This window comes from Mesomycoplasma flocculare ATCC 27399, from assembly GCF_000815065.1.
Taxonomy (GTDB): domain Bacteria; phylum Bacillota_I; class Bacilli_A; order Mycoplasmatales; family Metamycoplasmataceae; genus Mesomycoplasma; species Mesomycoplasma flocculare.
In genome coordinates this window covers 372,327-397,432 of record NZ_CP007585.1, presented here as the reverse complement: position 1 = coordinate 397,432, position 25,106 = coordinate 372,327, and the positions used below count along the sequence as shown (strand labels likewise).

General features: G+C 28.3%; 17 protein-coding genes and 1 pseudogene. 8 read left to right on the top strand and 10 right to left on the bottom strand.

From position 1 onward, the window contains the following. Positions 1-65 precede the first annotated feature (65 nt). Positions 66-1,492 (top strand): annotated as a pseudogene (locus tag MYF_RS03220) (IS3 family transposase). Between the two features lie 229 nt (positions 1,493-1,721). Here the strand turns inward: MYF_RS03220 and MYF_RS01480 are convergent. The 6 genes from MYF_RS01480 to MYF_RS03435 all read right to left on the bottom strand — a co-directional run bounded on the left by MYF_RS01480 (position 1,722) and on the right by MYF_RS03435 (position 8,339). Continuing rightward, entirely contained in the window at positions 1,722-2,105 is a 384-nt protein-coding gene (locus MYF_RS01480; RefSeq protein ID WP_002557988.1) for a hypothetical protein, read from the bottom strand. Positions 2,106-2,284: 179 nt separating this feature from the next. Continuing rightward, a complete protein-coding gene (locus tag MYF_RS01475; protein WP_002557987.1) occupies positions 2,285-4,717 on the bottom strand; it encodes a DEAD/DEAH box helicase in 2,433 nt (810 codons plus the stop codon). A 17-nt stretch (positions 4,718-4,734) separates the two neighbouring features. Further along, the gene (locus MYF_RS03215; RefSeq protein WP_201771015.1) at positions 4,735-6,075 is read right to left on the bottom strand and encodes a site-specific DNA-methyltransferase; all 1,341 of its coding nucleotides are present in this window, start codon (positions 6,073-6,075) and stop codon (positions 4,735-4,737) included. Further along, positions 6,075-6,464 carry a hypothetical protein gene (locus tag MYF_RS03375; RefSeq protein ID WP_039387598.1) on the bottom strand — a complete coding sequence of 130 codons (390 nt, stop codon included), beginning with the start codon at positions 6,462-6,464 and terminating at the stop codon, positions 6,075-6,077. The genes MYF_RS03215 and MYF_RS03375 overlap by 1 nt, the downstream gene beginning before the upstream one ends. Before the next feature lie 52 nt (positions 6,465-6,516). After that, positions 6,517-7,905: a DNA methyltransferase gene (locus MYF_RS01460; protein ID WP_236681786.1), complete on the bottom strand. Its 1,389-nt coding sequence runs from the start codon at positions 7,903-7,905 to the stop codon at positions 6,517-6,519. Positions 7,906-7,958: 53 nt separating this feature from the next. After that, positions 7,959-8,339, bottom strand: a complete 381-nt coding sequence (locus tag MYF_RS03435; RefSeq protein WP_039387597.1) for a hypothetical protein — start codon at positions 8,337-8,339, stop codon at positions 7,959-7,961. Positions 8,340-8,705: 366 nt separating this feature from the next. Here MYF_RS03435 and MYF_RS01450 point away from each other — a divergent pair, with 366 nt between their 5' ends. The 7 genes from MYF_RS01450 to MYF_RS03350 are packed head-to-tail and all read left to right on the top strand — an operon-like array spanning position 8,706 to position 18,325. Then, entirely contained in the window at positions 8,706-10,937 is a 2,232-nt protein-coding gene (locus MYF_RS01450) for a P68 family surface lipoprotein (RefSeq protein WP_039387594.1), read from the top strand. 30 nt (positions 10,938-10,967) lie between these two features. Then, positions 10,968-13,067, top strand: coding sequence for a P68 family surface lipoprotein (locus MYF_RS01445; RefSeq protein ID WP_052234586.1), 2,100 nt, complete (start codon positions 10,968-10,970; stop codon positions 13,065-13,067). 25 nt (positions 13,068-13,092) lie between these two features. Next, positions 13,093-14,061, top strand: a complete 969-nt coding sequence (locus MYF_RS01440) for a thermonuclease family protein (RefSeq protein WP_002557444.1) — start codon at positions 13,093-13,095, stop codon at positions 14,059-14,061. Beyond that, positions 14,039-16,216 carry an ATP-binding cassette domain-containing protein gene (locus tag MYF_RS01435; RefSeq protein WP_002557445.1) on the top strand — a complete coding sequence of 726 codons (2,178 nt, stop codon included), beginning with the start codon at positions 14,039-14,041 and terminating at the stop codon, positions 16,214-16,216. The genes MYF_RS01440 and MYF_RS01435 overlap by 23 nt, the downstream gene beginning before the upstream one ends. Beyond that, positions 16,216-17,226, top strand: a complete 1,011-nt coding sequence (locus MYF_RS01430) for a carbohydrate ABC transporter permease (protein WP_002557446.1) — start codon at positions 16,216-16,218, stop codon at positions 17,224-17,226. Before MYF_RS01435 ends, MYF_RS01430 begins: the two co-directional genes overlap by 1 nt. Beyond that, the gene (locus MYF_RS01425) at positions 17,189-18,154 is read left to right on the top strand and encodes a carbohydrate ABC transporter permease (RefSeq protein WP_039387592.1); all 966 of its coding nucleotides are present in this window, start codon (positions 17,189-17,191) and stop codon (positions 18,152-18,154) included. The genes MYF_RS01430 and MYF_RS01425 overlap by 38 nt, the downstream gene beginning before the upstream one ends. Positions 18,155-18,157: 3 nt before the next feature. Next, complete coding sequence (locus tag MYF_RS03350; protein ID WP_169742226.1) at positions 18,158-18,325, top strand: hypothetical protein; 168 nt, start codon at positions 18,158-18,160, stop codon at positions 18,323-18,325. A 100-nt stretch (positions 18,326-18,425) separates the two neighbouring features. Here the strand turns inward: MYF_RS03350 and MYF_RS01420 are convergent, their stop codons facing one another. The 4 genes from MYF_RS01420 to MYF_RS01400 all read right to left on the bottom strand — a co-directional run bounded on the left by MYF_RS01420 (position 18,426) and on the right by MYF_RS01400 (position 25,102). After that, positions 18,426-21,221, bottom strand: coding sequence for a P110/LppT family adhesin N-terminal domain (locus MYF_RS01420; protein WP_002557448.1), 2,796 nt, complete (start codon positions 21,219-21,221; stop codon positions 18,426-18,428). 25 nt (positions 21,222-21,246) lie between these two features. Further along, a complete protein-coding gene (locus tag MYF_RS01415; protein WP_002557449.1) occupies positions 21,247-24,060 on the bottom strand; it encodes a P97 family adhesin in 2,814 nt (937 codons plus the stop codon). A 246-nt stretch (positions 24,061-24,306) separates the two neighbouring features. Continuing rightward, positions 24,307-24,786: a PTS sugar transporter subunit IIA gene (locus MYF_RS01405; protein ID WP_002557450.1), complete on the bottom strand. Its 480-nt coding sequence runs from the start codon at positions 24,784-24,786 to the stop codon at positions 24,307-24,309. A gap of 25 nt (positions 24,787-24,811) precedes the next feature. Continuing rightward, complete coding sequence (locus tag MYF_RS01400; RefSeq protein ID WP_002557451.1) at positions 24,812-25,102, bottom strand: PTS sugar transporter subunit IIB; 291 nt, start codon at positions 25,100-25,102, stop codon at positions 24,812-24,814. Between the last annotated feature and the right edge of the window lie 4 nt (positions 25,103-25,106).

Sequence of the window (25,106 nt, the reverse complement as noted above, 5' to 3'; positions counted from 1 at the left end):
TAATAAAAAAAATCCTTCAAAAATGAGGTGATCCCCTTTTCTTTTTTTAAGAAAAGGGATTTTTTATGAAATATTCATTAGAATTTAAATTAGAATGTGTAAAAAAATACAAAAAAGGAATTGAAATTAAAAAGCCTGATTTCGCTAATACAAGTCAAAAAAAATTTTTAAATCAAGTAAATTTTTGAGAAAAAATTTATGACAAATTAGGAGTTGAAGGTCTTAAGAAAAAAACCACGAAATAAAGAATGGACTATAGACGAAAGATTAAGTGTTGTTAAAAGATTTTTAGCTAATGAACCAATTGTTAAAATTTCACTTCAAAATAATCTTAATCCAAGTCTAATATCTTTTTGAACGAAAAAATATTTAGAATCGGGAATTAGTGGTTTAGAATTAAACAGAGGGAGATCGATAATGAAATCTAAGATTAGTAATAATAAATCTACAAAAGTATCAAACAATTCCGACAGTCAAGATCAATCAAATTCTTCATTATCTGTATATGAAGAACTTAAACTTCTTAGAGAAGAACTTAAACTTTTAAAAAAGGAAAATGAAGTACTAAAAAAGTGAAAAGCCATTGGTAAAGATCTTTGACTCAAATCAACCAAGGCAAGAAAAAATAAAAAAAATTTATAATAGAGTAAAAGCTGATAAAAACCTTCGCTTAACTCAAGTATTAAAAGAGTTTTCTATTCCTATATCTACTTTTTATTATGAACTCAAAAAAGAAGATTTTGACAAGAAAAATGAAGAAATTATAAGCCAAGTAAAGCTTATTTTTGAAGAAAATAAAGCTAGATATGGAAAAAGAAGAATAAAAGCTGAACTTAATAATAGAGGCTATAAAATTGGACTTAAAAAAGTTCGCAGATTAATGGAAAAATTCAATCTCAAAGCAATTTGTTCTAGAAGAAAATACAAATCTTACAAAGGAACAGTTGGCAAAATCGCAGACAATATTTTAAATAGAAATTTTGTTGCAACTAAACCAAATCAAAAATGAACTACAAATGTAACTGAATTTAGTGCACCCTTTGGAAAAGCATATTTATCGCCAATTTTAGATATGTTTAATGGCGAAGTTATTGCTTGAGATTTGTCTATAAGCGCTAACAACCAACAAATTAGAAAAATGCTTCAAAGAGCATTTTCAAAGCACAAAAATCTTGAGGGTTTAATTTTTCACAGTGATCAAGGTTAACAATATCAACATAGACAATTTTCAGAAAAATTAAAACAAAAAGGAATAATTCAGTCTATGTCTCGAAAAGGAAATTGTTTAGATAATAGCGTTATTGAATCGTTTTTTGGGACATTAAAAAGAGAATGTTTTTATGGTCGCGAAAAAGAATTTTTAACTTTTAAACAACTTTACAAAGCAATTGCAAATTATATTTATTATTACAATCACAAACGAATTAAAGACAAAATAAAATGAATGTCTCCTATTAAATTTAGGGAAACATTCATTTCAAATTATAATTAATTAAAACACTCAAAAATTTTTTTCAAGAAGAGGGTATCACCTCAAAACTAATAGTATTTTATTTATTTGAAAATGATGTGTAAATTTTAATTATTTAAACTATTCATTAAATGTATTATAACTGCATTAGCAGCAGATTTGGCTTTAAAAATCCCTATTATTCACATAATCGGAATAACTATTGTTCAAGATAGAAAAAAAATTAATATCCCCATAAGACCTGCAAATTTTAATTTATTATATGCATCAAATAATACAAAATCATTTGGTTTTGTTGTGCGAATTGATATGGAGCTAATAAATTTTTAAGAGCAAAAATTCTTACAAGCATAATAATGAGAATCACAAAATTTGCTATACCAGTTCCTGCAACAATTAAGATTCCAATAATAATCATAATTCCTGCTGTTCCAGCAAAAATTGCAAAGCTTTTCTCAGATAATGAATCAGCATAGTAAGCGGATTCGACGGCTTTATGAGCTACTACTGCCGCTATTATTATAAACACTACACCAATTAAGGGTAAAAATAATGTAATTCAATAAGCCGTTATAATATCTTTTAATTTTTTTGCTGTTAAATTTATTGGATTAAAATATGTATTTAAATTCATAATTAAATATTATATATATATAACCCCAAGCAAAAAGTTAATTATTTTATTATATTCAGTCTATTGTGATATTTAATTTGTAGATTATAAAAATAAAAATACTATTAATTTGAGCAGATCCCCTTTTCTATTTTTCTAAGAAAAGCGGATCTGCTCAAAATGTAGTTTTTTTAAAGCAATTAGTTTGCTAATTTTCGAAAAATCTTTTTAAGATGTTCTTCTTTAATGTCATATTCTTGTGCATCTTTTCTTTCGGTTATTAAATAAGATTGTGGTCTAAATAAATCATTTATTTTTTCTAATGTTGAAGCACCTTTACATAAGAAATTATCAGCTCTTTCATTTTTAGGTCAACAAATTAATGAAGTAAAATTCAAGTTATTTTTTTGCTTATTTTTTAAAGAATTTTCTTTTGCTTTTTTTACGTATTTTTGTGTCATTTGAATTAAATCTTTTGTTTTTTCAGGGCTTATGTCGTTATTACCTTTACCTTTAATTTCTATATTAATTTGGTGTTGATTGATGCAAACAATAAAATCAGGATAAGATTTTTTTACTTGTGTTTGTTCAAAGTAATCTCAAAATATACTTTTTGAATTATTTTTAAAATTTCTAAATCAAATATTAATTTCCAAATTTTCATCAGCATCATCTTCTAATCAACTAGTAAAAAAAGCAACAAAATCTCTTTCTGGTTTTGAATCTACAGAAATTTTTACTTGATTTTTTTCTATTTTTTTATTATTTGAATAGGCATATTTTTCGATTTCACTTTTTATTTCTATATAATTTTTTAAAGAATCTTTTGAATCATTAATATCAATTATTTCATATTCTTCAATATATTCTTCTGGTGGAGCAATAATGTGTTTGATATTTAAATTAGGATTAGTATTTTCTCAATTTTTTACATTTAGTTCTTTAATATCATCTAGTAATTCAGTCAAGATGTAATATTTATAATAATTAATTGAAATTCTAATATTTTCATTAATTTTCTGATTATAAATTAATTCAATATTGTCCCACATATCGTTAGTTATTAGATTGTTGTGTTTTTTTATCAATGATTCATTGAAAATTTCAAGCTCAATTTGATCGAAAATTAGTTTTTCAATAAATCTTCCTTCATTGATATTATTTTTTCTAGTAATCTTTAAAAAGTCTTGATTTTTCTTCCTAAACTTCTCGAATTTTTCACAAATTTGTTCAAATTCATTAGACACTAATTCATAAACGTTTTCTTTGTAAGTTTGATTTATTTTAATTATGCTAGATTTATCAATTTCTCCAACAACAAATTTTTTGTTTTTGTATTGATCTTTTAAATAATAGATTCTTTCACCTAAATTTTGATCAAACTTTTTACTGTTTGAATAAACAAAAAACTCATTAGCTATTGAATTATTTAACTCTCTTCTGTGATCTTCGTTGTAAATTTTTATTGGAATAGGAAAACGTTTAATTCTTCCAAGTGTTTGTTTATCAAGTGTTTCTGAAGAAACATTTCTTAACTGAACTAACATACAAGCTCTAGGAATATCTCAACCAGTTGCAGGTCCAACTTTAAAAATTATTACATCAACATCACTATCTTTTTTAGACAAAGAATTTAAGTCTGTTTTTGAAGTGTGACCAGCAACGGTTTTTGTTTTTTCTTCTGAAAAATATTTAGCATAACTTAAATTATATTTTTCCAAAATTTTAATAATTTGCTTTATTTCTTTATTAAATTCAGCTTCTTTTTCAAGAATTTTATCTTTTACTTGAATAAGCATTGCAGGATTTACTTTTCATAAATTTCTTAAATTTTCATCATCACTAATTTGTTTGTATTGTTTTTTAATATTAGAAAAAGTTTTACAAGCTTGTTCTAATAGAAATGAATTATCTATTTCATCTGTAGATTCATGAGGGATGTTTAAATTATTTTTTTTATTAGCTTTTAGAAGTTTTCAGTTGTCTTCATCTAAATCTTTGTTTGTTATTTCAACGATATCATCATTTTCTTTGGGTGTAGCTGTCATCATTAATTCAAAAACATTGTCTAGTTCTTTTATTTTTTTGTCAAATGATTTTGCATCTGCTTTTTCACTTATTTTTGATGTACCAATATGTGCTTCATCTCTAATGTAAATAACATAGTAATCTGATCTTAATTCATCAATAAAAGCATCTAATTTTCCTTCTTTTACAAAGATAGTTGACTTACCAAATGAAGAAGTTCCAAAAATGAAAACATCAGCTTCCTTAGCTAAAATATTATATTCTTGATCGCCTTTAGCTTCTTTTTGTTTCGAAGGAGATTCTTTATATTTTATAGTCGCATTTTTCATTGAATTTAAATAAAATTTGTATTGTTCAAATTTATCTAAAGTTTGTTTAGGTAATTCAGCGTTAGAAATTGTATTGTAAATAAAAACCAGTTTTTTACCTGAGTTTTTATCAAATTCTTCCATTATCCTATCAATAAAGTTTGCAATAATAAACGTTTTACCTGAACCTGTTGGTGCTTTAAAAGTAACAGAGGCTTTTTGTTGATTATTAAAGGCATTATCTCATTTAGCAACTAATAAATCAACAGCTTGAGATTGTTTTTCACTAAGTTCCATTATTTTCCTTTTTTACTTTATTTTTCTTCATTTTCTTCTTTATATGATCTTAAAGAAGAAAGAGTTTTTAATACTGAATCATTAACTTTTGATTTATTTTTATAGATTCCAAATTCTTTTAATAGTTTTTTAAATTTATCTTTTAATTCTTGATTTGTTATATCGTTATTTAACAAAGATGTGTTGTAAGTTTTAGATCAAAATACATTTAAACTTGTATTAAATGCTTCATTTTTCTTGATTCATTCAAAGTCTTTTTGACCTTTTGTGCCTTGTCCTTTATTAATTCTATAAAGTCTTTCATATGTCACGTTTTGACCAATATTATTTTCGTTATTAGTTACTAATGTAAATGTTCTAGTTCCGTTATCTTCTTTGTTAAGTTCTAAAACTGCTTGTCCCGTTGTTCCTGAACCGGCAAAGAAATCGAGGACTCTAATGTTTTTTTTGCTAGATAACATTTTTATTAAATATTTTATTAATCTAACTGGTTTTGGATAGTCAAATTCTTTACTATTCAAAATTGAATGAAGCTCTCTAGCGCCTTCAGATGTATAAATATCACTCTCTAAGTTATTTTGATTTGCAACAATCATATTTGTAAAAGGAACACCTCTTGCTACAGTTTTTAAAACACCTTCTTTTGTATCAAATTTAGCATATTGATATTCTTTTTTATGAACTACTCAATAATCTTGTTTATTTTTCTTGAATTCAATTAAACCCAAATTTTTAGCTTTATCAAAGGTAGGTTTAGATCAAGAATAAGATGCACTTTGTGGCTTATCGATATTTTGTCATATTTTAAAATTAGTACCATCAGGAGCTTCTAATTCATAATCTTGTCCAGATCTGTATCAGGCACCGTTTCAACTATTAACAAGTGGTTGCAATTTATATGCACCATATTTTTCAAAATTTTTATCTCTAAATTTATATATTTCATCCAATTTTTCTTGTGAATGTTTTACATAATCAAATTTAAATTTTGATTTATCTTTAGCATATGTTACTATGTATTCATTTACAGTGTTTAAATTATCAACTTCAACATCTTTATGTGTACCTTGCGCTGACTTCCTTCAAACCATATTCGCAACAAAATTTTCTTCCCCAAAAATTTCATCCATTAAAACTTTTAAATAAGCTTGTTCATTGTCATCTATTGAAACAAATATAACTCCATCTTCTTTTAAAAGTTGTCTTGCTAATTTTAATCTTTCATTTAATAAATTTAGTCAACCAGTTCTTGAAAATTTATCCCGATATATAAATTTATCAGCAGTTATTTCATCATCAGTTAAATTATTTCCATCATCTGATGTCTTTTGTGTATTATAAGGAGGGTCAATGTAGATTAAATCGAAGTTAGAATCCTCTCTCTCTCTCTCTCTCTCTCTACTCCTATAAGGTTCTTTAAAACATCATAATTTTCTCCAATGATTAAAGAATTTTGTAAATTATCCTTCATTTTTGAAGAAGAAAAAGATAATTTTTCATCTTTTTCAAGTATTGCGATGCTTTGATTATTAATTTCTGGAGCTTCATCAAAAACAAAACCAGTTGCTACTCTTTGTTTTAAAAATCTTCAAATTTGTTCAAAGTCATCTATAGAAATTTTGTCATTATTTTTTAAAATTTCTAAGTTTAATTTAATTAATTCTTTTTGATTTTCATTTAAAGATGATTTAGAAATTTGTTCTAACTCCTTTAAATGATCTTTCAAAAGTTCTTTTTTTTTGTTCATTTTTTCTCCTTATAAATAATTTATAAAGATTGTAGCAAATAAATTATTTTTTTTAATTTTCTTCTTTATATGGTCTTAAAGAAGAAAGAGTTTTTAATACAGAATCTTTAACTTTTGATTTATTTTTATGGATTCCAAATTCTTTTAATAGTTTTTTAAATTTATCTTTTAATTCTTGATTTGTTATATCGTTATTTAACAAAGAGGTATTGTAAGTTTTAGATCAAAATACATTTAAATTTGTATCAAAGGCTTCATTTTTCTTGATTCATTCAAAGTCTTTTTGACCTTTTGTGCCTTGTCCTTTATTAATTCTATAAAGTCTTTCATATGTCACGTTTTGACCAATATTATTTTCATTATTAGTTACTAAGACAAAAGAACGATTTCCGCCATCTTCTTTATTCAGTTCTAACACTGCTTGTCCGGTTGTGCCTGAACCAGCAAAGAAATCGAGGACTCTTGTGTTTTTAGAAGGAAATAAGTCAATTATGTATTTGATAAGATTAACTGGTTTTGGAAAATCAAAGAAAGAGTCAAAATTAAAAATAGATCGAAGCATCGAACTTCCATCACTTGTAGAAACCCTTTGTATTTGTTTATTATTGTCTTTGTTTTCTAGTAATTTATTTAATGTAGAATTAAAAATTACACTTCTAGGATTTTGTTCTTTTGAATTTGGTATTTTATCTTGAACATCATATCTAAAAATTTGATATGAATCTTTAATTTTCTGAACTTTAACCTCATTATTTTTAACTTTTTCTAAAAAAGTTTGTTCAGAAACTGTTCATCTACCATATTTATTTTTTCTAACTGTTTTTGGAATTATAGGAACATAGCCTTGTGAAATTAATAATTGTCGTTCACTTGTAGAATAATCATAAATTATTGTATCAGTTGTTAAGTCTTCAGTAATTAAATTAAAGTCAATATTATTATCTGTTTTGAATAAATTTAATTTTTCATTTCATCAAATAATGTATGCCATTTTCTTTCGATCAAAAATTGTTTCTTCATTACTTCCTTTTTGAAGGATTGCTAATTTTTTCTCTCATTTTTGAATTTTGTCATTTCATTTTCACTGATCTGAATTTTCTGCAATGTTTATTTTTTTAATCTTCAGTTTTTTAATATTTTTTGCATAAACTAAAATATATTCATGATTTTGTGAAAAGTATTTTGCATCTTGTTTACTACCTCAAGCATTCATTCAAACTAAATTAGCAACAAAATTTTCTTCCCCGAAAATTTCATCCATTAAAACTTTTAAATACGCTTGTTCGGCATCATCAATTGAAACAAAAATTATTCCATCATCTTTTAGAAGATCCTTTGCTAGCCTTAGTCGTTCATTCATTAAATTTAGTCAACCATTACGCGAAAATTTATCACGATAGATAAATTTACTTGCTTTTATATCTTCTTTTTCATTAGCAATTGAATTCCCATCATTTTTACTTGCCTCGGTATTATAAGGCGGATCGATATAGATTATATCAAAGCCGCCCCCCTCTCTCTCTCCCTCTCTCTCCCTCTCTCGATTACTAATAAATTTTTTAGTCCATCATAATTCTCACCGATAATTAAGGTATTTTGATTTGAATTATTTTCATTGAATTCAAAACTAAGATTTTCATCTTTTTCTAAAATAGCAACAGTATTTGTATCACTTTCGGGGGCTGCATCAAAGCGAAATCCGGTTTTAATTCGTTGAACGACAAATTGATAGACATATTCAAGTTTATTATCCGGGAATTTTTCAAGAATTTCATAGGCTAATTTTTTTTGGTCTAAATTTAGCTCTTTTGATGAAATTTCCTCAATTTTTTGTTTGTAGATTTCTAATAAATTTGGGATTTTTGTATCGGACATTGAAAATTTCCTTTGTAAATACAATTTTTATTTCAAATATTATAATATATTTTATTAATATATTTGTTTAATTTGAATTTAAAAGTTGAATTTGATAAAGCTAAAAAAAAAAAAAAAAAAACTAAATTTTTTTGCTAAATTTTTAAAAAAATGTATAATAAGGGCAAATGTTAATCACAACCTAAAATTATTTGTGCTTATTTGGTCAGAGTTTTACAAATATTGGCCAAGGTAATTTTAATAATTTTTGTGTTGTGCTTTTTTTAAAAAATACCGTGGGGGAAAAATTGTAGGAAAAATAACGGATATAAAAAATATTAACAAACTATTTAAAATTAATTTAGAAATAAATATTACTTTTAAAAAATGAATAAAATACGAAAATTTAAGTCCAAATTCTGAAAATCTGCATTAATTTTAAGCCCAACTTTTCCTGTTGCTTTTTTAGCAGCTGCTTGCAATACAAAATCTGAATACAATATTTTTAAATCTAAAATTTATAAGCCACAAACTGAAAATCCGCTTCGGTTTAATACTGAAATCGATGATATGATTGATTTTCGTGTGATTTTTTATGAAAATGATCCAAGAACTAAAGCGCTAAGCAAAGTGCTTCAAAAATGAAATGAAAAAACTGAAGTTAAAAATAAAAAACCTGGTTTTTTGCCTGCAAAATTAGACAATTCATATACAAATTATCAGAATGACCAAAATGCATTAGCTTCCTATATCCAAGCAAAAGAAAACAAAAAATTACCTAATTTGACGCTAAATTATCCCGCTCTCGCCGCCACTTTAAATAAATTTGGAATGCTTTTAGATTTAAACACACAAAAAGAACTAGAAGAAAAAATTAAATCCGAATATGATGAAAAATTTCTTAGTGAAACCAAAAATTTACCCGGAATTAGCCCTGATAGAATTCCTTTTTTGCCAATTCTTAAAACATCAAAAGTCCTTTTAGTTGACAAACCTGTATTATCCTATATTTTAGAATCAGCGAAAAAATCAAGTCCAAATTTTAAAATTTTAGCATCAGACCAGAAAATAGTTGAGAATCTTGATTTACAAAAAACTGATCTTGAATATATTAAAAGAATTTGAGGGGGCTATAAAAGCATTTCATTTAACGAAAATGGTTTTGATGGTTATACATTTAGTTTTTCAAAACTAAATAATTTTGCTGAGCTAGTTGATTTCCTTAGCCGCGTTAAAAAATCATTTCCTGAAGCTGAAAAAGGAAGTCAAACTGAAAAAGTTGATTTTTTAATTGGCTTTAATGATGTTGCCGCCACACTTTTTTTTACTTCGTTTGCTGAGGCTAATGGCGAATATCTAAAATCAAGTTATTTCCGTGATCGTGATGAAAATAAAAATATTGAATTGCTGAATTATACCAATCTTTTTGATAATAAAACTAAAAATTATCAAAATACAAAAAAAGCTTATGAAATCATGGCTAGTTTAATTAAAAACAAACTTGCTGGCCCTTGAACTTGAAATAGAGGTTATGCAAGTGATTATTTAAAAAATCATCAACTAGTTTTTGCACTTACATCATCAAGTCATTATACCCGAAATTTTGAAAAAATCGGGCAAGTTTTTTTACGTTTTAAATTTCCAAATTCACAAAAAGACTATCCTGTTGGTTCTAATTCGAGAATTTGAAAATTAGTTAGTGATGAAAATTTACCACCAAATGCAATTGCTAAAATTCACCAAATTCTTGATAATAAACCAGGGTATGTCTACGTTGGAAATCAAAGTCAGATTTCCGAAAATGATATTAGTTTAGACCAAATAAATGATAAAAATTTGATTCAGGAAGTAAAAAATACTATAAAAATAAAGGCTAATTTAAATAATTTTAGTTTTTTAGCAAGTGATGCAAATTTTGATAAATGACTTGAAAATAACAAAAAATCAGATGTTGATTTTGCAAATCTCAATTTAGAAGTTAGTTCTAAGAACAAACTTAAACTAATAAAACAAAACCCAAATATCTTTCTTTTTTCAAAATCGTATGAAAAACTTAACGAAGATGAATTAATGGCTTTACCAGAGCCCCAAAAACTTCAGAATTCAAACCGGTTTAATATAATCACATCACAAGGCCCTTCGTTAATTGGTTTTCATAATAACGAAAAAGAAGACACGGCAACACTTAATTTTATAAAGTGATTTATTTCCGAAAAAGAAGAATTTTTAGATAATAATAATCAAAAAATTATTGTAACACCAAGTGATTTTTTATCCCTAGCTGCTGGGAATTTAAATCCTACCAAAACAAATTTAAATTCTGATTTTGTTAAAAATCCTGTATTTTTGCAAAACCCACTTTTTAAAATTGCTTTTGAACAATTTAAAAAAACTCTCGAAAACCCCGAAAAATATCGGTTTTTTGCCGAACCAGCCGGCGTTGATTCTAACACTTTCCGCATAAGTATGCAACAAACTTTAGGTCAAATCAATAATCAGTTTCATAACAATCCTCAATTAGACTTAAATTTTGATTATTTTCTTGAACAATTAAAAAAAAATATTGCTATTTTGCTAAATTTAAATAAAAAAGCCAGTGAAAAAACAGAAAAAAATTAAAAAAAAAAAAAAAAAAAGGAATATAAACAAATGAAACGCGATAATACCCCCCTTACAAAAAGTAAAATTTCTAATAAAATCAGGAGTATTTTCCTGACAAGTTTATTAACTGTATCCCCAATAGCTTTTCTTGGTGCTTGTATTAGTAATAATACTGCCAGATTTGATAGTATTGAGGATGGGAAACTAGTTTTTGGGCATTCTTTTTCATCTACTGGAAACGAGACAAAAGCATTACAAAAAATTATTGAACTTTGGAATACGACTGCAAATCAGAAAAAAGACTTTATCAAAATGGAAGAACAATATTTCCAAGGTGGTTATAGTCGCGCTGCTTCGACAATTAATAGCTATTTAGAGACAAAAGACCGTATAAAACTGCCAAATATTGTCACAAATTATTCAAGTTTACTTGCAATTGTTAATAAATATCAAATGACATTTCCACTTGTTAGCGATTTTAAATCAGATGTTGAACCGCAAGAAGAACAAGAAAAAATAACAAAAAACTTTCTAAAAGAGCAAGGAATTTCCGAATTTTTAGAAATTAATTCGGAAATTCCCTTCCTTGATACAAAAGGAATTTATACACTCCCATTTGGAAAATCAACCGAAACTTTGACAATTAACAAAATTTTATTAGGTTGAATTATTGAAAAAGCGTTAAAAGATGAGAAAAAACCTGCAACAATCAAAGAAGAAGACAAGCCTTATTTTGCTCAATTTCAAAAATTAGCTACTGAAAAAAACGAAGATATTAAAGAAATTGAAAAAATTTGGAAAAATTATGTCTCAAATGAAGAAGGTCTTGCCGGTTATCAGTTTCAAAAATCTGATCTTGAAAACTTTACAGATTTACAGAAATTATCTTCAAGAATTATAAAATCATTCCCAGAAGCCTTATCAGGTTCAGCGCTAAATTCGGCAAAATCAGCTTTAGGAATCGATAATCATGCAACTTTAATTTTCGCACTTGCCCGTTCTTTATCTGAAGGTGATAAATCAAAGGAAATCACAGTATTAGACCGACAAAAAAATTTAATTGACTTTACATCTTATATGGATCAACCTAATTCAGACAGGTATAAAAATTTTGAAAAAATTTATAATTTAATCTCTGAAGGTATTAAAGATAGATCGATTTATTTTACCTCACCTGGCGAATATAACTCAACTTATTTCCGTAATCACCAACAAGTTTTTTCAATTGGGTCAACATCAGGTTATTTTCATAATTTCGTTAAAGCAAATGCTAAAAACTATTTAGTTGGGTTTTTCTATGATGGCAGCAAACGTTTGTATAATGTCTCAAGAGCTCAATATGCTGCGGTAATTAAAGCAACAGATTTAACTGATATAAGCAAAGACTTAGAAATCCTTGCAATTGATCAAAAATCGAAAATAAAAATAAAATCAGCAATTCTTCCGCGAATTAAAGAACTTATTGAAAAAAACAAACGAAAGGAAGTGTTTTATTTTACAAACAAAAGCGAAAAACCTTCAGGAATTGTTGAAGGCAGTTATGAAGTTCTTGATCTAAACGAAAATTTTAAACCAATTATAATTCCATCTTATGCCGGAATGGAACAAATATCAGGGTCTGCAGCGCTTAATGAAGGTGAATTTGATATGGTTGCCGCACCTCACAAATTCGCGCGAACAAGCAAAATTATTCCTGTTGTTTCTCAAGGCCCAGATCTTATTTTAATTCATGCAACTGAAAAAGAAGATAGGGCTATAAAAACTTTTATTAATTGAGTTTTAACCGAAAAAGTTGATTTTGGCGGCAAATTTGGAAAAATTACACCAATTGAATATTTTTCAAAATCCAGCTCTTATTTGCTGCCTTTAAAATCAACACTAGATAGCAATGTTTTAAATACGAAAAATTTGGGACAAAAAGTATCTTTTAATCAGTTTAGTAAATTTATAAAAGCTGATTCAAAATCGCAATATAGTTTAGTTTTTGACAATGTTGATGCAGTGGCTGGAGTGTTTCGAACCACTTTAGATTCAACCGTTGCGCAGATGCAAAGCCTTCACGCAAGTGATGGGAAATTACGTAATTTTAGCGATTTTCTAAAAACACTAAGAGCAAATTTAGGGCCTGCATATCGCGTAAAAAATTAAAATGTCTAACTATTTTTAAGAAATTATGAAAAAAATTTTTCAGAAACTATTTCTCGGAACATTAAACATAATTATAGTTGCCTTTTTTGCAATTTCATGTATTGTCGAAAATCACAAATTTTCGTATACAGAAGCACAAAAATACTATAAAATAGAGGATTTTTCAAAAAATCCGTTTGAAGATTTACAAAATCCGCAAAGTCAATATGCACAAAATATTCGAAAATTTCTAGATCCAAAATATCAATGGCAAGATGAGGAAAAAATCAAATTCAAAAATGAAATTTTGCCTGATAAGACATATTTTGAAATTATTAGTGCTCAAGTTGAAAAATGGACTGATGGGGATACTGTAACATTAAAAGCGTTGAATTCAGATAAACTTCCACCGATTTTTAATGCCCGCCTTGAAAGTATTGACACGCCAGAAGTTGGAAAAAAAGATGGTCAAGGAAATTACCAAAAAACAAAAGGTTTAGAAGGCGAGTATGCCCAAAAAGCAAAGAATTTTGCAGAAAAAATTCTGCCAAATAAAAGTATAATTTCTTTTCTTTTCCCAAAAACTGGAGCTGCTCGTTCTTATGATCGTTATGTTGGCAGCATTTATTTTGGTCATGATGGTTTTTTTAAAAATTATGCTGTTGAAATTGTGAAAGCAGGGCTTGCAATTCCGATTTTACAAAGTGGCCTTGCCGCAATTAACAATGAAAGTTCGATTTATTCTTATGTTTCAATTAAACAAGCAGCCGCTTTGGAAAACTCAATTAACAAAAAATTTGGTTTTTATGAGAATTTAAAAGATACAAAATTCGTGACAATCACAAATATGATCAAATCAGTTTATAAAACACGCGGCGTTGGTGCAATCGATAATTTTTTAGTTTTAGGCGATATTAATAAAGATAAAAATGTCTTTGACTGGTATGAGTTTGGACTTGAACAAAAAAGGAAGCAAAAGCATGAAATTAGAAATGAAAAAAACGTTCGAAAATAACCAATTACAAAATCTGAGTTTTGAATCAGAGATTAAAAAAATTCGGCAGGCTTTTGAAAATCGTTATAAATCAAAATCCTTAATTCCCGCAATTGAAATTAAGGATTTAACGATTGATTTTGGCGAAACTCTTGCAGTTGATAAGGCCAATTTAAAAATTTTTAAAGGCGAACTTGTAACACTTTTAGGGCCTTCTGGTTCAGGAAAGACAACAATTTTAAATGCAATTGCAGGATTATTAAACCCCACTTCGGGTCAAATTATTTTCAATGGCGAAGATGTTACAAGAAAATCACCACAACAACGAAAAATCGGTCTTGTTTTTCAAAATTATGCTCTTTACCCGCATTTAAATGTTTTTGGAAATATCGCTTTTTCGCTTCATAATGACCATCGTTGAAAACAACGGGCATATGAAAAATCTATGCTCGCTCGCGTTAGCGCTAATTCAATTGTGCTTGCAAAAAACGGCGCTTCAATTGAAGATTTGGCAAAGTACAAATCACTTTTATTTGACTATTTTGATGTCTATCGCCAATTAGAACATGATTATAACGAATTAAAAACACAAACTTATTTAAAACTTAACCAATTAAAATCAGATTATTCTTTAATCGAAATCCACAAACAAGCAGAAATTAAACACCTTACAATTGAATTTCTTAAATTAGGGAAATCTGCTTCAATTTTCTGGTCTATTTGAAAAAAAATTTTCCAGGGAAAATCAAGTACAAAATGTCCAATTCAACAGGCAATTTCCTTTCGTAGAGCCTACAAACTAAAAGTTAGAAAAATTAAAACTAATGCCAAACAAGATAAAAAACTCTATAAAAAACTGATCCGAGAAGAAAAATATGCAATAAAATTCGCACCTGAATTAGTAAAAGCCCGGAAAAACTTTTTAGAGCAAAAAGCGCAAGTATACAAAAAACTTACAAATTTGGAAAATCTGTATAAACAGTTTAGGAAAAATGCAAAATTAGAATTAAGCCAAATTCAAAAAGGGTATAAAAATTTTAGGGCAAAAACAACATTAAATGATGAAGAATCACTAAATTTAGACTATCAAGAGCAATTAGCAGCTTTTAATCAACAAAAAGTAGATAAGGAGCTATGGTTTAAAAACGAAATTGAAAATGAAAAACTTTCAATAAAAAATTCGCAAAGCCTAGAAAATTTAGAACAAAGTTATTTACAAAACAAAAAGAAATTTTTAGAAACCAACTCAAAAAATTCGCCAAATCTCATGTTATTAAAATCGCTAAAATCAAAAATCAGTTCCTATAAAAGTGCGACTTTGAAACAGTTTTTAGACTTTGAAAAAAATTTAATTACCAAATTTTCGCTAAGTAAAGAAAAATTATCCGAAGCTGACCTTGAAGAATATCAAAGATACCAAAATGATAATATTTCAATAAAAGAAGCAATAAATCGCGCCGTACTCCGAACGGCTGAAAAGGTCGAAATTACAAAAAATTTAGCAAAAAAACCGACAAAATTATCAGGAGGACAACAACAAAGAGTCGCAATTGCGCGCGGAATCGTGCGTCATCCTGATATTTTGTTAATGGATGAGCCACTTTCGAATTTAGATGCAAAATTGCGAGTCCAAACTCGGCAATGAATTCGAAAAATCCAGACAGAAATCGGTATTACAACAGTTTTTGTTACTCACGATCAAGAAGAGGCAATGTCAATTTCTGATAGAATTATTTGTATGTCAACAGGTTATGTTCAACAAATCGGAACACCAACTGAATTATACCATAAACCGAAAAATGAATTTGTTGCATCTTTTTTGGGTGTTCCGGAAATGAACATTTTTGATGCTTTTTATGATAAAGAAAATAAACGTGTTGTTGTTGATAATCAAATTATTTATGAAAATTTAACAGATTATTCTCAAGAAAAAATTAGAGCAGGAATTCGTGCAGAAGATTTGCTGGAAAATGAAAATGGAAATTTTCAAGGGAAGATTACTACAGTCGAAAATCTTGGAAAAGATATTCTTGGAAAAGTTGAAGTTAACAATCTTGGGCTTGTTTCGATAATGTTCAAAAAAAAATCTAGCTATGAAATTGGTGAATTAGTACAATTTAGTTTTAAAGCTGGCAAGTTACATCTTTTTGACTATGAAACAAGGGAGCGAATCTAATGAATTTAATAAGTGAATTTTTCTATCGCCGGCGAATTAGAAAAACTAGGCTTGAATTAGGAATTCTTGACCAACAGCAACCATTTTGAAAGCCTTTTTTAGCACTTTTACCATCAATTTTAGTAATTTTTCTTTTTGTTTTTCTGCCCTTTTTATACTCAATTTCAAAATCTTTAAGTGTTGAAATCAATCACAATGTTGCCGGAAATACTCGGTTTGGTTTTGATAATTTTATTGATCTAATCACAATTGATACGAACTTTCATATTGCCATTAGAAATTCGGTAATCTATTCAATTGCGGCTCTTCCGCTTGGATTAATAATTAGTTTAATTATTGCATCCGCGATTGCCTCTTTGCATCGTAAGTATGCCCGCGGATTTTGACAGACAGTTTTTTTTCTGCCATATGTTACATCCGCGATTGCAGTTTCGGTTTCATTTGCTTATATTTTTGATAGTGAAACTGGTTTTATTAACAAACTTTTTGGGATATCAAAAAGGTGGCTAAATTCCGGAAATTCTTCTTCGCTTGATGCGCTTTTTGTTGTACTAATTTCAGGAATTTGAAGAAGCATTGCTTTTGAAGTACTAATTTTGACTACCGCGATGTTATCGGTAAATCCAACACTTTATAAAGCTGCGGCAATCGATGGCGCCTCGTCAGTAAGGCAATTTTTCAAAATTACCCTCCCTTCTGTTTCAAAAACAATTAACTTTTTAATTACAATTGGAATTATCGGTGGGATTAAAGTTTTTCCAATCGGAATTTTTTTAAACGAATCTGAAGCAATAAATAATGGGGGCGCAACTTTTTTAGTTTATATTTATAAAAATGTGCGCGGGACGCCAAATTTTGCCCAATCAGGCGCTGTTACAATTTATCTTTTTGTATTCGGTATTGCCTTATCTATTCTTGTTAAAAAGTTTTTAGCAACAATTATTTTAATTGCTGATAAAATTTCGGAGAAAAATGTTTATTATAAAATTAAAAATTCACAAATTCATTAGTGATCGGAAAACTGAAAGAGCGGTTGAATCAATTAACTCGCAAGTTCGTAATCGCAATCTAACAAGTCTAATTTTGAATTTTATCCTTAAATTTATAGTACTATTTGTTTTTGGGATTTTTATTATTTTCCCTTTTTATTTTATGATTGTCTATGCTTTTGCTCCTGAAGAACAAATAATCGACTCGCGGGTTCCGGTTTTTTGGCCCAAATATTTTACCTGAGATAATTTTCGCAAGGCTGCTGAGGCTGGATATATTAGCGCAGTTGGTGTTACCGCTTTAGTTGCGGGCATTTCAGTTGTTGGGAAAATCTTTTTTTCCATGACTTTTGGTTATGCTTTTTCACTTAGAAAGTGAAGATTTAAACGGATTTCTTGAATTATTTTCCTATCAATTTTAGTATTACCTGAAACTGCGCTTTTAATTGGCCAATACCGAATCACAGTTATGTTAGGATGAAACGACGGTTTGCAGTCAATTATTGCGCTTACAGCACCTTTTGTTGCTTCGGTTTTTTCTGGATTTATGTTTCGCAATGCTTTTGAGGAAATTCCTGACCGGATTAAAGAAGCTTCAATGGTTGATGGCTGTTCTGGAATTAAATATTTCTTCCGCATTGCAATTCCAATGGTTAGTCCAACAATTTGAACTGTTGGTATTCTCACAGCGCTTGCAACTTGAAATGCAACATCTTGGCCGCTTGTTGTTTTACAGTCAAATTCTGCTAATATAAAAACATTAAATATTTGAATACTTGAAAGAGTTGGTGTTGCCGATGAAACCGACCAAATACCTGGTGGTATTTATAAGAATATAAAAATGGCTGGTGCAATTTTGGCAATTCTGCCGATGTTTATTCTCTATTTTGGTTTTCGCCGTCGCATTATGAGTGCCGTATCGCGCCAAGGCACAACAGTAAAAGGTTAGAAAATGATTAAAATTAAGGCATATTTTAAAAAAAACCGGCAAAAAATCGGGCTTGGTTTCCAATCAGGCTTTGTTTGAATCTGTATAATTATCGGATTTGGTTTTACTGGGCTAATTGTTTGGGCAATAATTCATTTTTTTCAGCAAGCATTTTTAGATGGGTTTTTGTAAAAATTTAATATTTTTTCAGCTATTTAAACGGGTATTAAAAAAAGTTAGCATAAATATCGCTAACTTTTTTTAATACATAAATTAACTTTTATTAAATAATTTAATTTTTTCCTATATACTCTTTGCGAAAACTTTCGAAAATTTTGTTATATTCAGCGTCTGATTCGGGACGATCAAATAAGGCAAAACCTTTGAAGGTAATCCCGACTGGCTTGCGGTTTACATCATTTTTTTCTTTATCGATAGATTCTTGATTTTGTGATTTTGTTGTCCCTAAAATAAGATTTTCCGCTAAATCTCAGGAAGTTGAGGATTCGATTTCTTTGCGCCATTGGAATTTAGGTTTTAAACCGTTTTCATATTCACTTGAGAAAAATTTTAAATTAAGATACTGTTTTTTATCTGATTCTTCACTAACACTTGCGGCCAGAATTATCGTTGCTTCAGGGTTGTTAAGAAAATCATGAGATTTATCGACGGGGTTTTTAGGTTTTACTCATAAGTTTTCTCATTTGTTGTCAAAAAGAAACCCTGTTTGGTAGCTACCATTAAATGTTTTTTTAATTCCCACATCGGCTTTTCAACTTAAGACAAGGTTAGTACTTTGTCCGTTTCCGTTTTGCTTTTTCTTAAAATCCACGCCAATTTTGTTAAAGCCGGTTAAAAATAATTCAGGTTCAATTATTAAGGCGAATTTATTACCAGCCTTATCGGCTTGCAATAGAAAATATTGCAAAAGCGGTTTTCGCGATAAATTAGTTGGTTTAAATGCATAAAACAGTGTTCTACCTTTTTCTAATTTAAGACTTATGGCTGGTTGATTATTATTTGCATTAGTTTTTTCAAGCGAAATTCCACCTTCTGCAAGATAAATTCCTTTTTCTTCACTATCAAAATAAACTTTTTGACCCGATTTTTCCGAAGGTTCGGGATTTACCTTAAATTTAAAGTTAGGATTGTTAAGTGCGCTAATTGATTCAAGTACGGGTTTTCCGTTTTTTGCAAGCTCAGTTTTTGTGATAATATTTGTTTTTCAATCCAGGAATAGGTGCATTTTTGCCTTTTCTGCAAGCGTTTCATAAGCTAGATTGTTTTCTGCGACATTATCAATTGGAATTTCTAAAGTTTCCTTTGTTATCCCGTTAGTTTTTAGTTCTAATTTTAAAGTGTATTTATCTTTGTAAAATGTTGATAGATATAATACAGTATTTGCTGGGAATTTTGTTTTTTCTAAATTCGCAAAAAGGTTTTTTAAATAATCACCGGCATTTTGTGATTTTTCCGTTTTTAAAACACTTGTTGTGCTAGGGGATTGCGCATTTTTTGCTTGCTCGAATAAAGTTGTAGAAACCTTGATAGGTTTTGGTGTTAAATTTTCTGTTTTGCTTGCAGAGAAATTTAGAAATTCTAAAAGCGGCGCAACTTGTTTTGTAATATTTTTTAGTTCTAGAGGTTTATTTAAAATATGTCGTATTTTATCATCAATAGTTGAAGCAAAAATTGTAACAGGTAAACCATTTTTAATTTTGAAATTTAAATTATCAAGGTTTTCTGCTGTATTTGCGTCAAAATTTTCAAGAGCATTACGGAAATATCCTGAATAAATTGCTTTAGTAGCATCAAATTTAAACATAAAATTATAAACATACTGGTTATCCTGCCCTAAATTTAGCCCCGCAGGAATTTGTTCGAATTTTTGAAGCTTGCCATCGATTTTTAAATTAATAGTAAGCAAATTGGAGTTTTCGTTTGTATTCTCAACACCGCCTAGAGCAAAAATAACTTTTTTAGGCTCAAAATTTGGGATTATTTTGCTAATCTCAGTTGTAAAATTATTGCTGTTCTGACTTTTTTCCTTAAATCAGTCACTAAATTGGGACAAATTAAGACCTGAATTTGCCTTATTTGAGAATAAACTAGCAAGATTTTCATTATTTTTAGCTAAATATTTTGAAATTTTGCTATTAAGTTCGTAGTTTTTTTGAAAAATTTCTAAAAACTTTTTGGCATAGTGCTGATTTGTGTTTGGCAAGTCTACAAATTTTAAAGAAAAACTCTGTTCCTTTTGATTTGTTTTATCATATAAAATCAAATTTAAAATTATTTCATTTCTGGCGTCATTTATTTGGCTAAAAACTAATTTTTGTCCTAATAATTCAGGTTTTATTTCAAAATTTGGAGGAAGGTTAAAAACTGGCTCGGAATTTAGACTAAAAGAAACCCCACCATAGTCAACAAAAGTTTGATATAAAGCATTTGTAGAACTTTGAACTTTAGTTAGATTTTTATAAAAAGAATTATAAAAAGCGATTGCGATTTCAGTTGCGGTTTTTTCTTTTAAAAAATCTAAATTTGCAAGGCTAATTGTCGCAGTGAAATTTTCTGGCGAAAATTTATAAGATTTTTCTTGCTTTGAAAAATCTAAATCTAATTTTACGGTATAATTAATTGTTTTATTCAAATTAGAAACGTTAAGCCCAAGATTCTTAATTACATTTTGCCTTATTAAAACCTTAGATTTATCCTCCGGAAGAACCAATTTAAATAATAAATCAGGGTATTTTTGATGTAAGATGCCAAAATCTAGTGCATGATTTAGGTCAAAGTTATAAGTTTTATCATAATGTAAATTTAAGGCATCACGAGCGTTTAATTTTTTAGCAACCTGTGGTTTTACCTTTAAATTAGTGACTAATTTTTCGAATTCCTCACGGTTAAAATTGCTTAGTCCTGACAAATTCTTTGCCTTTTTTAAATCTTTTTCAAAGTTTTTCAGTCCTAAATTGTAATTTTCGGCTTGTACAGAAAGAACATAAGGAATTGTTGCTGCAAGACTGATAATTGCACTAATTCCAATAACCGAGAAGATTATATGATTTAATTTTATTTTTTTCATTTTCACACCTTTTTGGAAGTTTTTTCTAATTTGAAGCAAAAAGCGACTCTGAACTTTCGATTATAATAACTTTAATCGGCATTGTTGAACGAATTTCTGGATGTTTTTTGTTATATACATATAAAAATAAATTATATCGACTCTGATTTCCAAGTTCAGCTGGTGAATTCTCGATTACCCCGAGAATTTGGTCATTTTTCCCCCCGCTGCTACCTGATTGGTCAGTAGTTTTGGCTGTTTTTAGTGCATAAAAACCATAATTTTCGTAATTAAGCGCAAAAAAACGACTAAATGGTAAGTTCATAATTTCTTTATCAACTTTAACTGGTTTGTTATCGGGTTCTTTTGCAAGTGTGGCTTGCAATTTTTTCAGAAAATCTTGATAATCTTTTTTAGTCAGGAAAACAAATTGGTCGGAAGTAGGAAAAGCTGCTACAATTTCATCTAATTTTTCCTCATTTTCACTTAAGAGTTTATTATTTTTATTAACTTTTAGATTTAAAGTTTGCTGTTTTGTTTTGTTTACTATCGAAATTAAGTTTCCATTTTGATCAATAGGCCCGATATTATACCAGTATTTTATTTTAAGCACCTGCTCATTTTGGTCAGTGGTTGAAACATTTGCAAGCACAGGATCGAGTTTAAACTGAATTTTATAGCCAAAATTCTCCCCTAATGTTTCGGTAAAAAGCCCTTGATCTTTTGCATAAACTAACGAATAAAAAGCAAGCAAAAAACTAGTAAGATCTTGAATTTTATTTTTTTGTTTTTCTGTGAGAAAATCTTTTGGTTTAATTTGGCTAGCATGCTGCCTTATTTGTTCAACAAAATATTTTGCGCCTAATTCAGTATTAGTTTTCATTAATTCTAATACATTTTTATTGATTGAATGTAAATAAAAACTGTTTTTTAAATATTCATTTGAAATTAAATAATCGTTATTAAAAGAAAAAAGTCAAAAATCTGGGTTATTTTCTAGATTTTGCTGGTTTTTACCATCTGATTTTGTTGGGGCAATGAGTTTAATTTCAGCTAATTTTTTGAAAAAATTATTTGAATTTAAATCGCTTGGTCACTTTGTCTTTGCATCAATTAGTTTTAAACCGGCTAAAAAATCGTACCAAAATTTAGCGACAAAATTAATATCTTTTTTTGCAAGCAAAGCTAAAAACCTGTTGATTTGTTCGCTATTTTCCAGTGTTGAATTGAAAAAATTAACAATTCCTTCAGATATTTTCCCAGGAATTGTTGTTGTTTTTGCAAACTCTTGAGCACTAGGTAATTTATAATCATCAACTAGTAATTTCAGACGATTTTCATCAAATCGGTAACCATAATAGCGGGGATTTTCAAGAACTTTTTTTAGTCTTTCGAATTTATTTAACTCTAAAAGGCGAATAATTTCTTCTTTTGAAACTCCTTTATGATTTGAAGCAGAAATTCATTCTTCAGCTCTTGGCTCAAAGTAAAATACAGTTTTTTTCATTTTGCTTGCAAATTCAGGGTCGTTTTGGGCTAATAATTCTAAATTTTCGATAATTTGCGAAAAACTTTTTTCCGCAATAACTTCATTTTTTAAATTTCGAAGCAGAATTTTACCAAAAATTTTTGCAACAATTTTGTTATTAACAACAGCCAATTTTGTTGCATTTGTATCTAATTTAAGTTCCAATTTTAAATATTTCAAAAGTTGTGGATAATCTAGACCTGCTAATTCATTGCTAAATTTTATCTTATCCAAAATTGGTGTTTTGACAATTTTTCCAATAAGTAAGAGCAAAAAATCTTGCCTTTCTTTTTCGGTTGCAAAAATTTGGTTATTATAATAATTAAGAAAATCTCAGCCATTTACTGTCGTTGAAAAATTTGCAGCTTGTTTTGGGCTTGTAAAATAATCGGTTTCGGAAAATTCTTCTATTTTTATATTATCTAAGATTGTCTTATCAAGGAAAAGGTTATTAAAATCAAGATTTACACCAAAATGAAATTTGGCGCTTTTGTTTAAATCAGCGCCAATTTCTTTAGCAAAACTCGCTGATAAAGTAGCAAAAAATGTTAATTTATAAAAACCTTTTTGCGCCTGTTTTACAAGGTAGTTATCTTTTAAAATTTGGTCTTTTGTTAACTCAATCTGGTAACGGCCGATGCGTGTTCCGATTTCGTTTAGATAGGAAAAATTCTCATTATCAAGAATTTCGCGAATAACTTCCTCTAAATTGAAATATTTATCTAAAACAGCTCTTGCTTCAATGCTAGTTTTGGCTGAATTAACTTCTTGCTCAAAATCATTAACTGATATTAATTTTGTCAGGCCTTTTTTGGTTGAAAAATTAAATTCCTTACTTGAATAAGCTCGTAATTTTTCCAGTTTTTGGCTAGCGAAAGTTACAAAATTGCTAAGCGAATAATCAGGAATATGGCTATATGCAACTTTTTGTTTATAAGGATCAGAAATTGCTGTTTTTCCATCTTTTAGCTCTTGTAATAAACGGTAATAAATTTCAAAAGATTGCTCCTGATCTAGCGGAATAAGATCAAGAATTTCGATTTTATAGTGTTCTCAGCCATAATCAGTTGCAAAATTAATTGGTATTTCCGGATCAGTTTTTTGATAAAAATCAAAAAACTGGCTAAAATCAACACCAGTTTTTTTGCTATTATCATTATTAAAAAGCTGTTTTTTTATATCAAAATAACTTGAATTAGCACTTAGATATTGATCCTTTAAATTAACAGCGGAAATTAATTTTGCCTGATTTTGAACTTGAAGTCGTGGATTTTTTGTTACTAAATTTGCAACACTTACAAGTGGAACTGTAATTATTGCCGTTGCAAGCAAAAAAGTTATGCTAAGTGTAAAAATATTCTTTTTAGTTAAAATTAGCGTTTTTTTTTTTTTTTTTTATTCTGTTATTAAAGTCAAAATTGTTTTTTTCCATAAAGTTGAATTACCCCAATTTCTTCAATTAAAATCATTGCACAAGTGAAAATGAAAGTGCGAATACAATAATTATAACATAATAAAAATATAAAATAATTAAATTAATAAAAAAAACCTTCTAAAATTGAAGGTTTTTAAAAAAAATTAACTTTTCAAATATTTACTAAAATCAACTTGTTCAAGTAAGCTAATAATTTCTTCCTTGTTTTTTGCTTTAATGATTTTTTCAATATTAGCTGTGTTTTCAAATGCGGCAACAATTTGCGGAAGTGCAATTGATGTATGAATATCTGAACTTGTAGCTCCTAGAGTTATAAGAATTTGCACAGGACGACTATCACCTTCAAAATAAAATGGTTTATCAAAAACAACTAGTGAAAAACAATCTTGGAAAACGCCTTTTCCTGCTTCTGCATGTGGCATTGCTAAAAAAGGGGCCAAAATATAATAAGGACCGTTTTCAGTTGTTGAAGTTATTATCGCATCAACATAAGTTTGGCTAATCAGTTTTTTTGCGATTAATGGTTTACAAGAAATTTCGATAGCTTCTTGTCAGGTTGAAGCTTTTTGATTCAGCAAAATCGAGTTGTTTTTAACTAAACTTGTAAGTAAATTAATTGTCATTTTAAATAAAACTCCGGTTTTTAAACTAACTTAGCTCCGCTAAAACCGGTTTTAATACAGTTCTTATCTCATTTTCGTCCATTAAATTAGTAACGCCAACAATTTTTGCTTTTTGCTTTTGACTAAATTCGCTAACAAGATGTTTTGATGCAATAATAATATCAACTGAATTAGTTAGTCCTTTTGATTGCCCCATTGAAAGCGCTTCAACGGAGGCATCAATTCCTAATTCCTTAACAATTTTTTGTACTTTCAACTTAATTATCATTGAAGTTCCCATACCATTTCCGCAAGCTGCAACAATTTTTAATGCCATAATA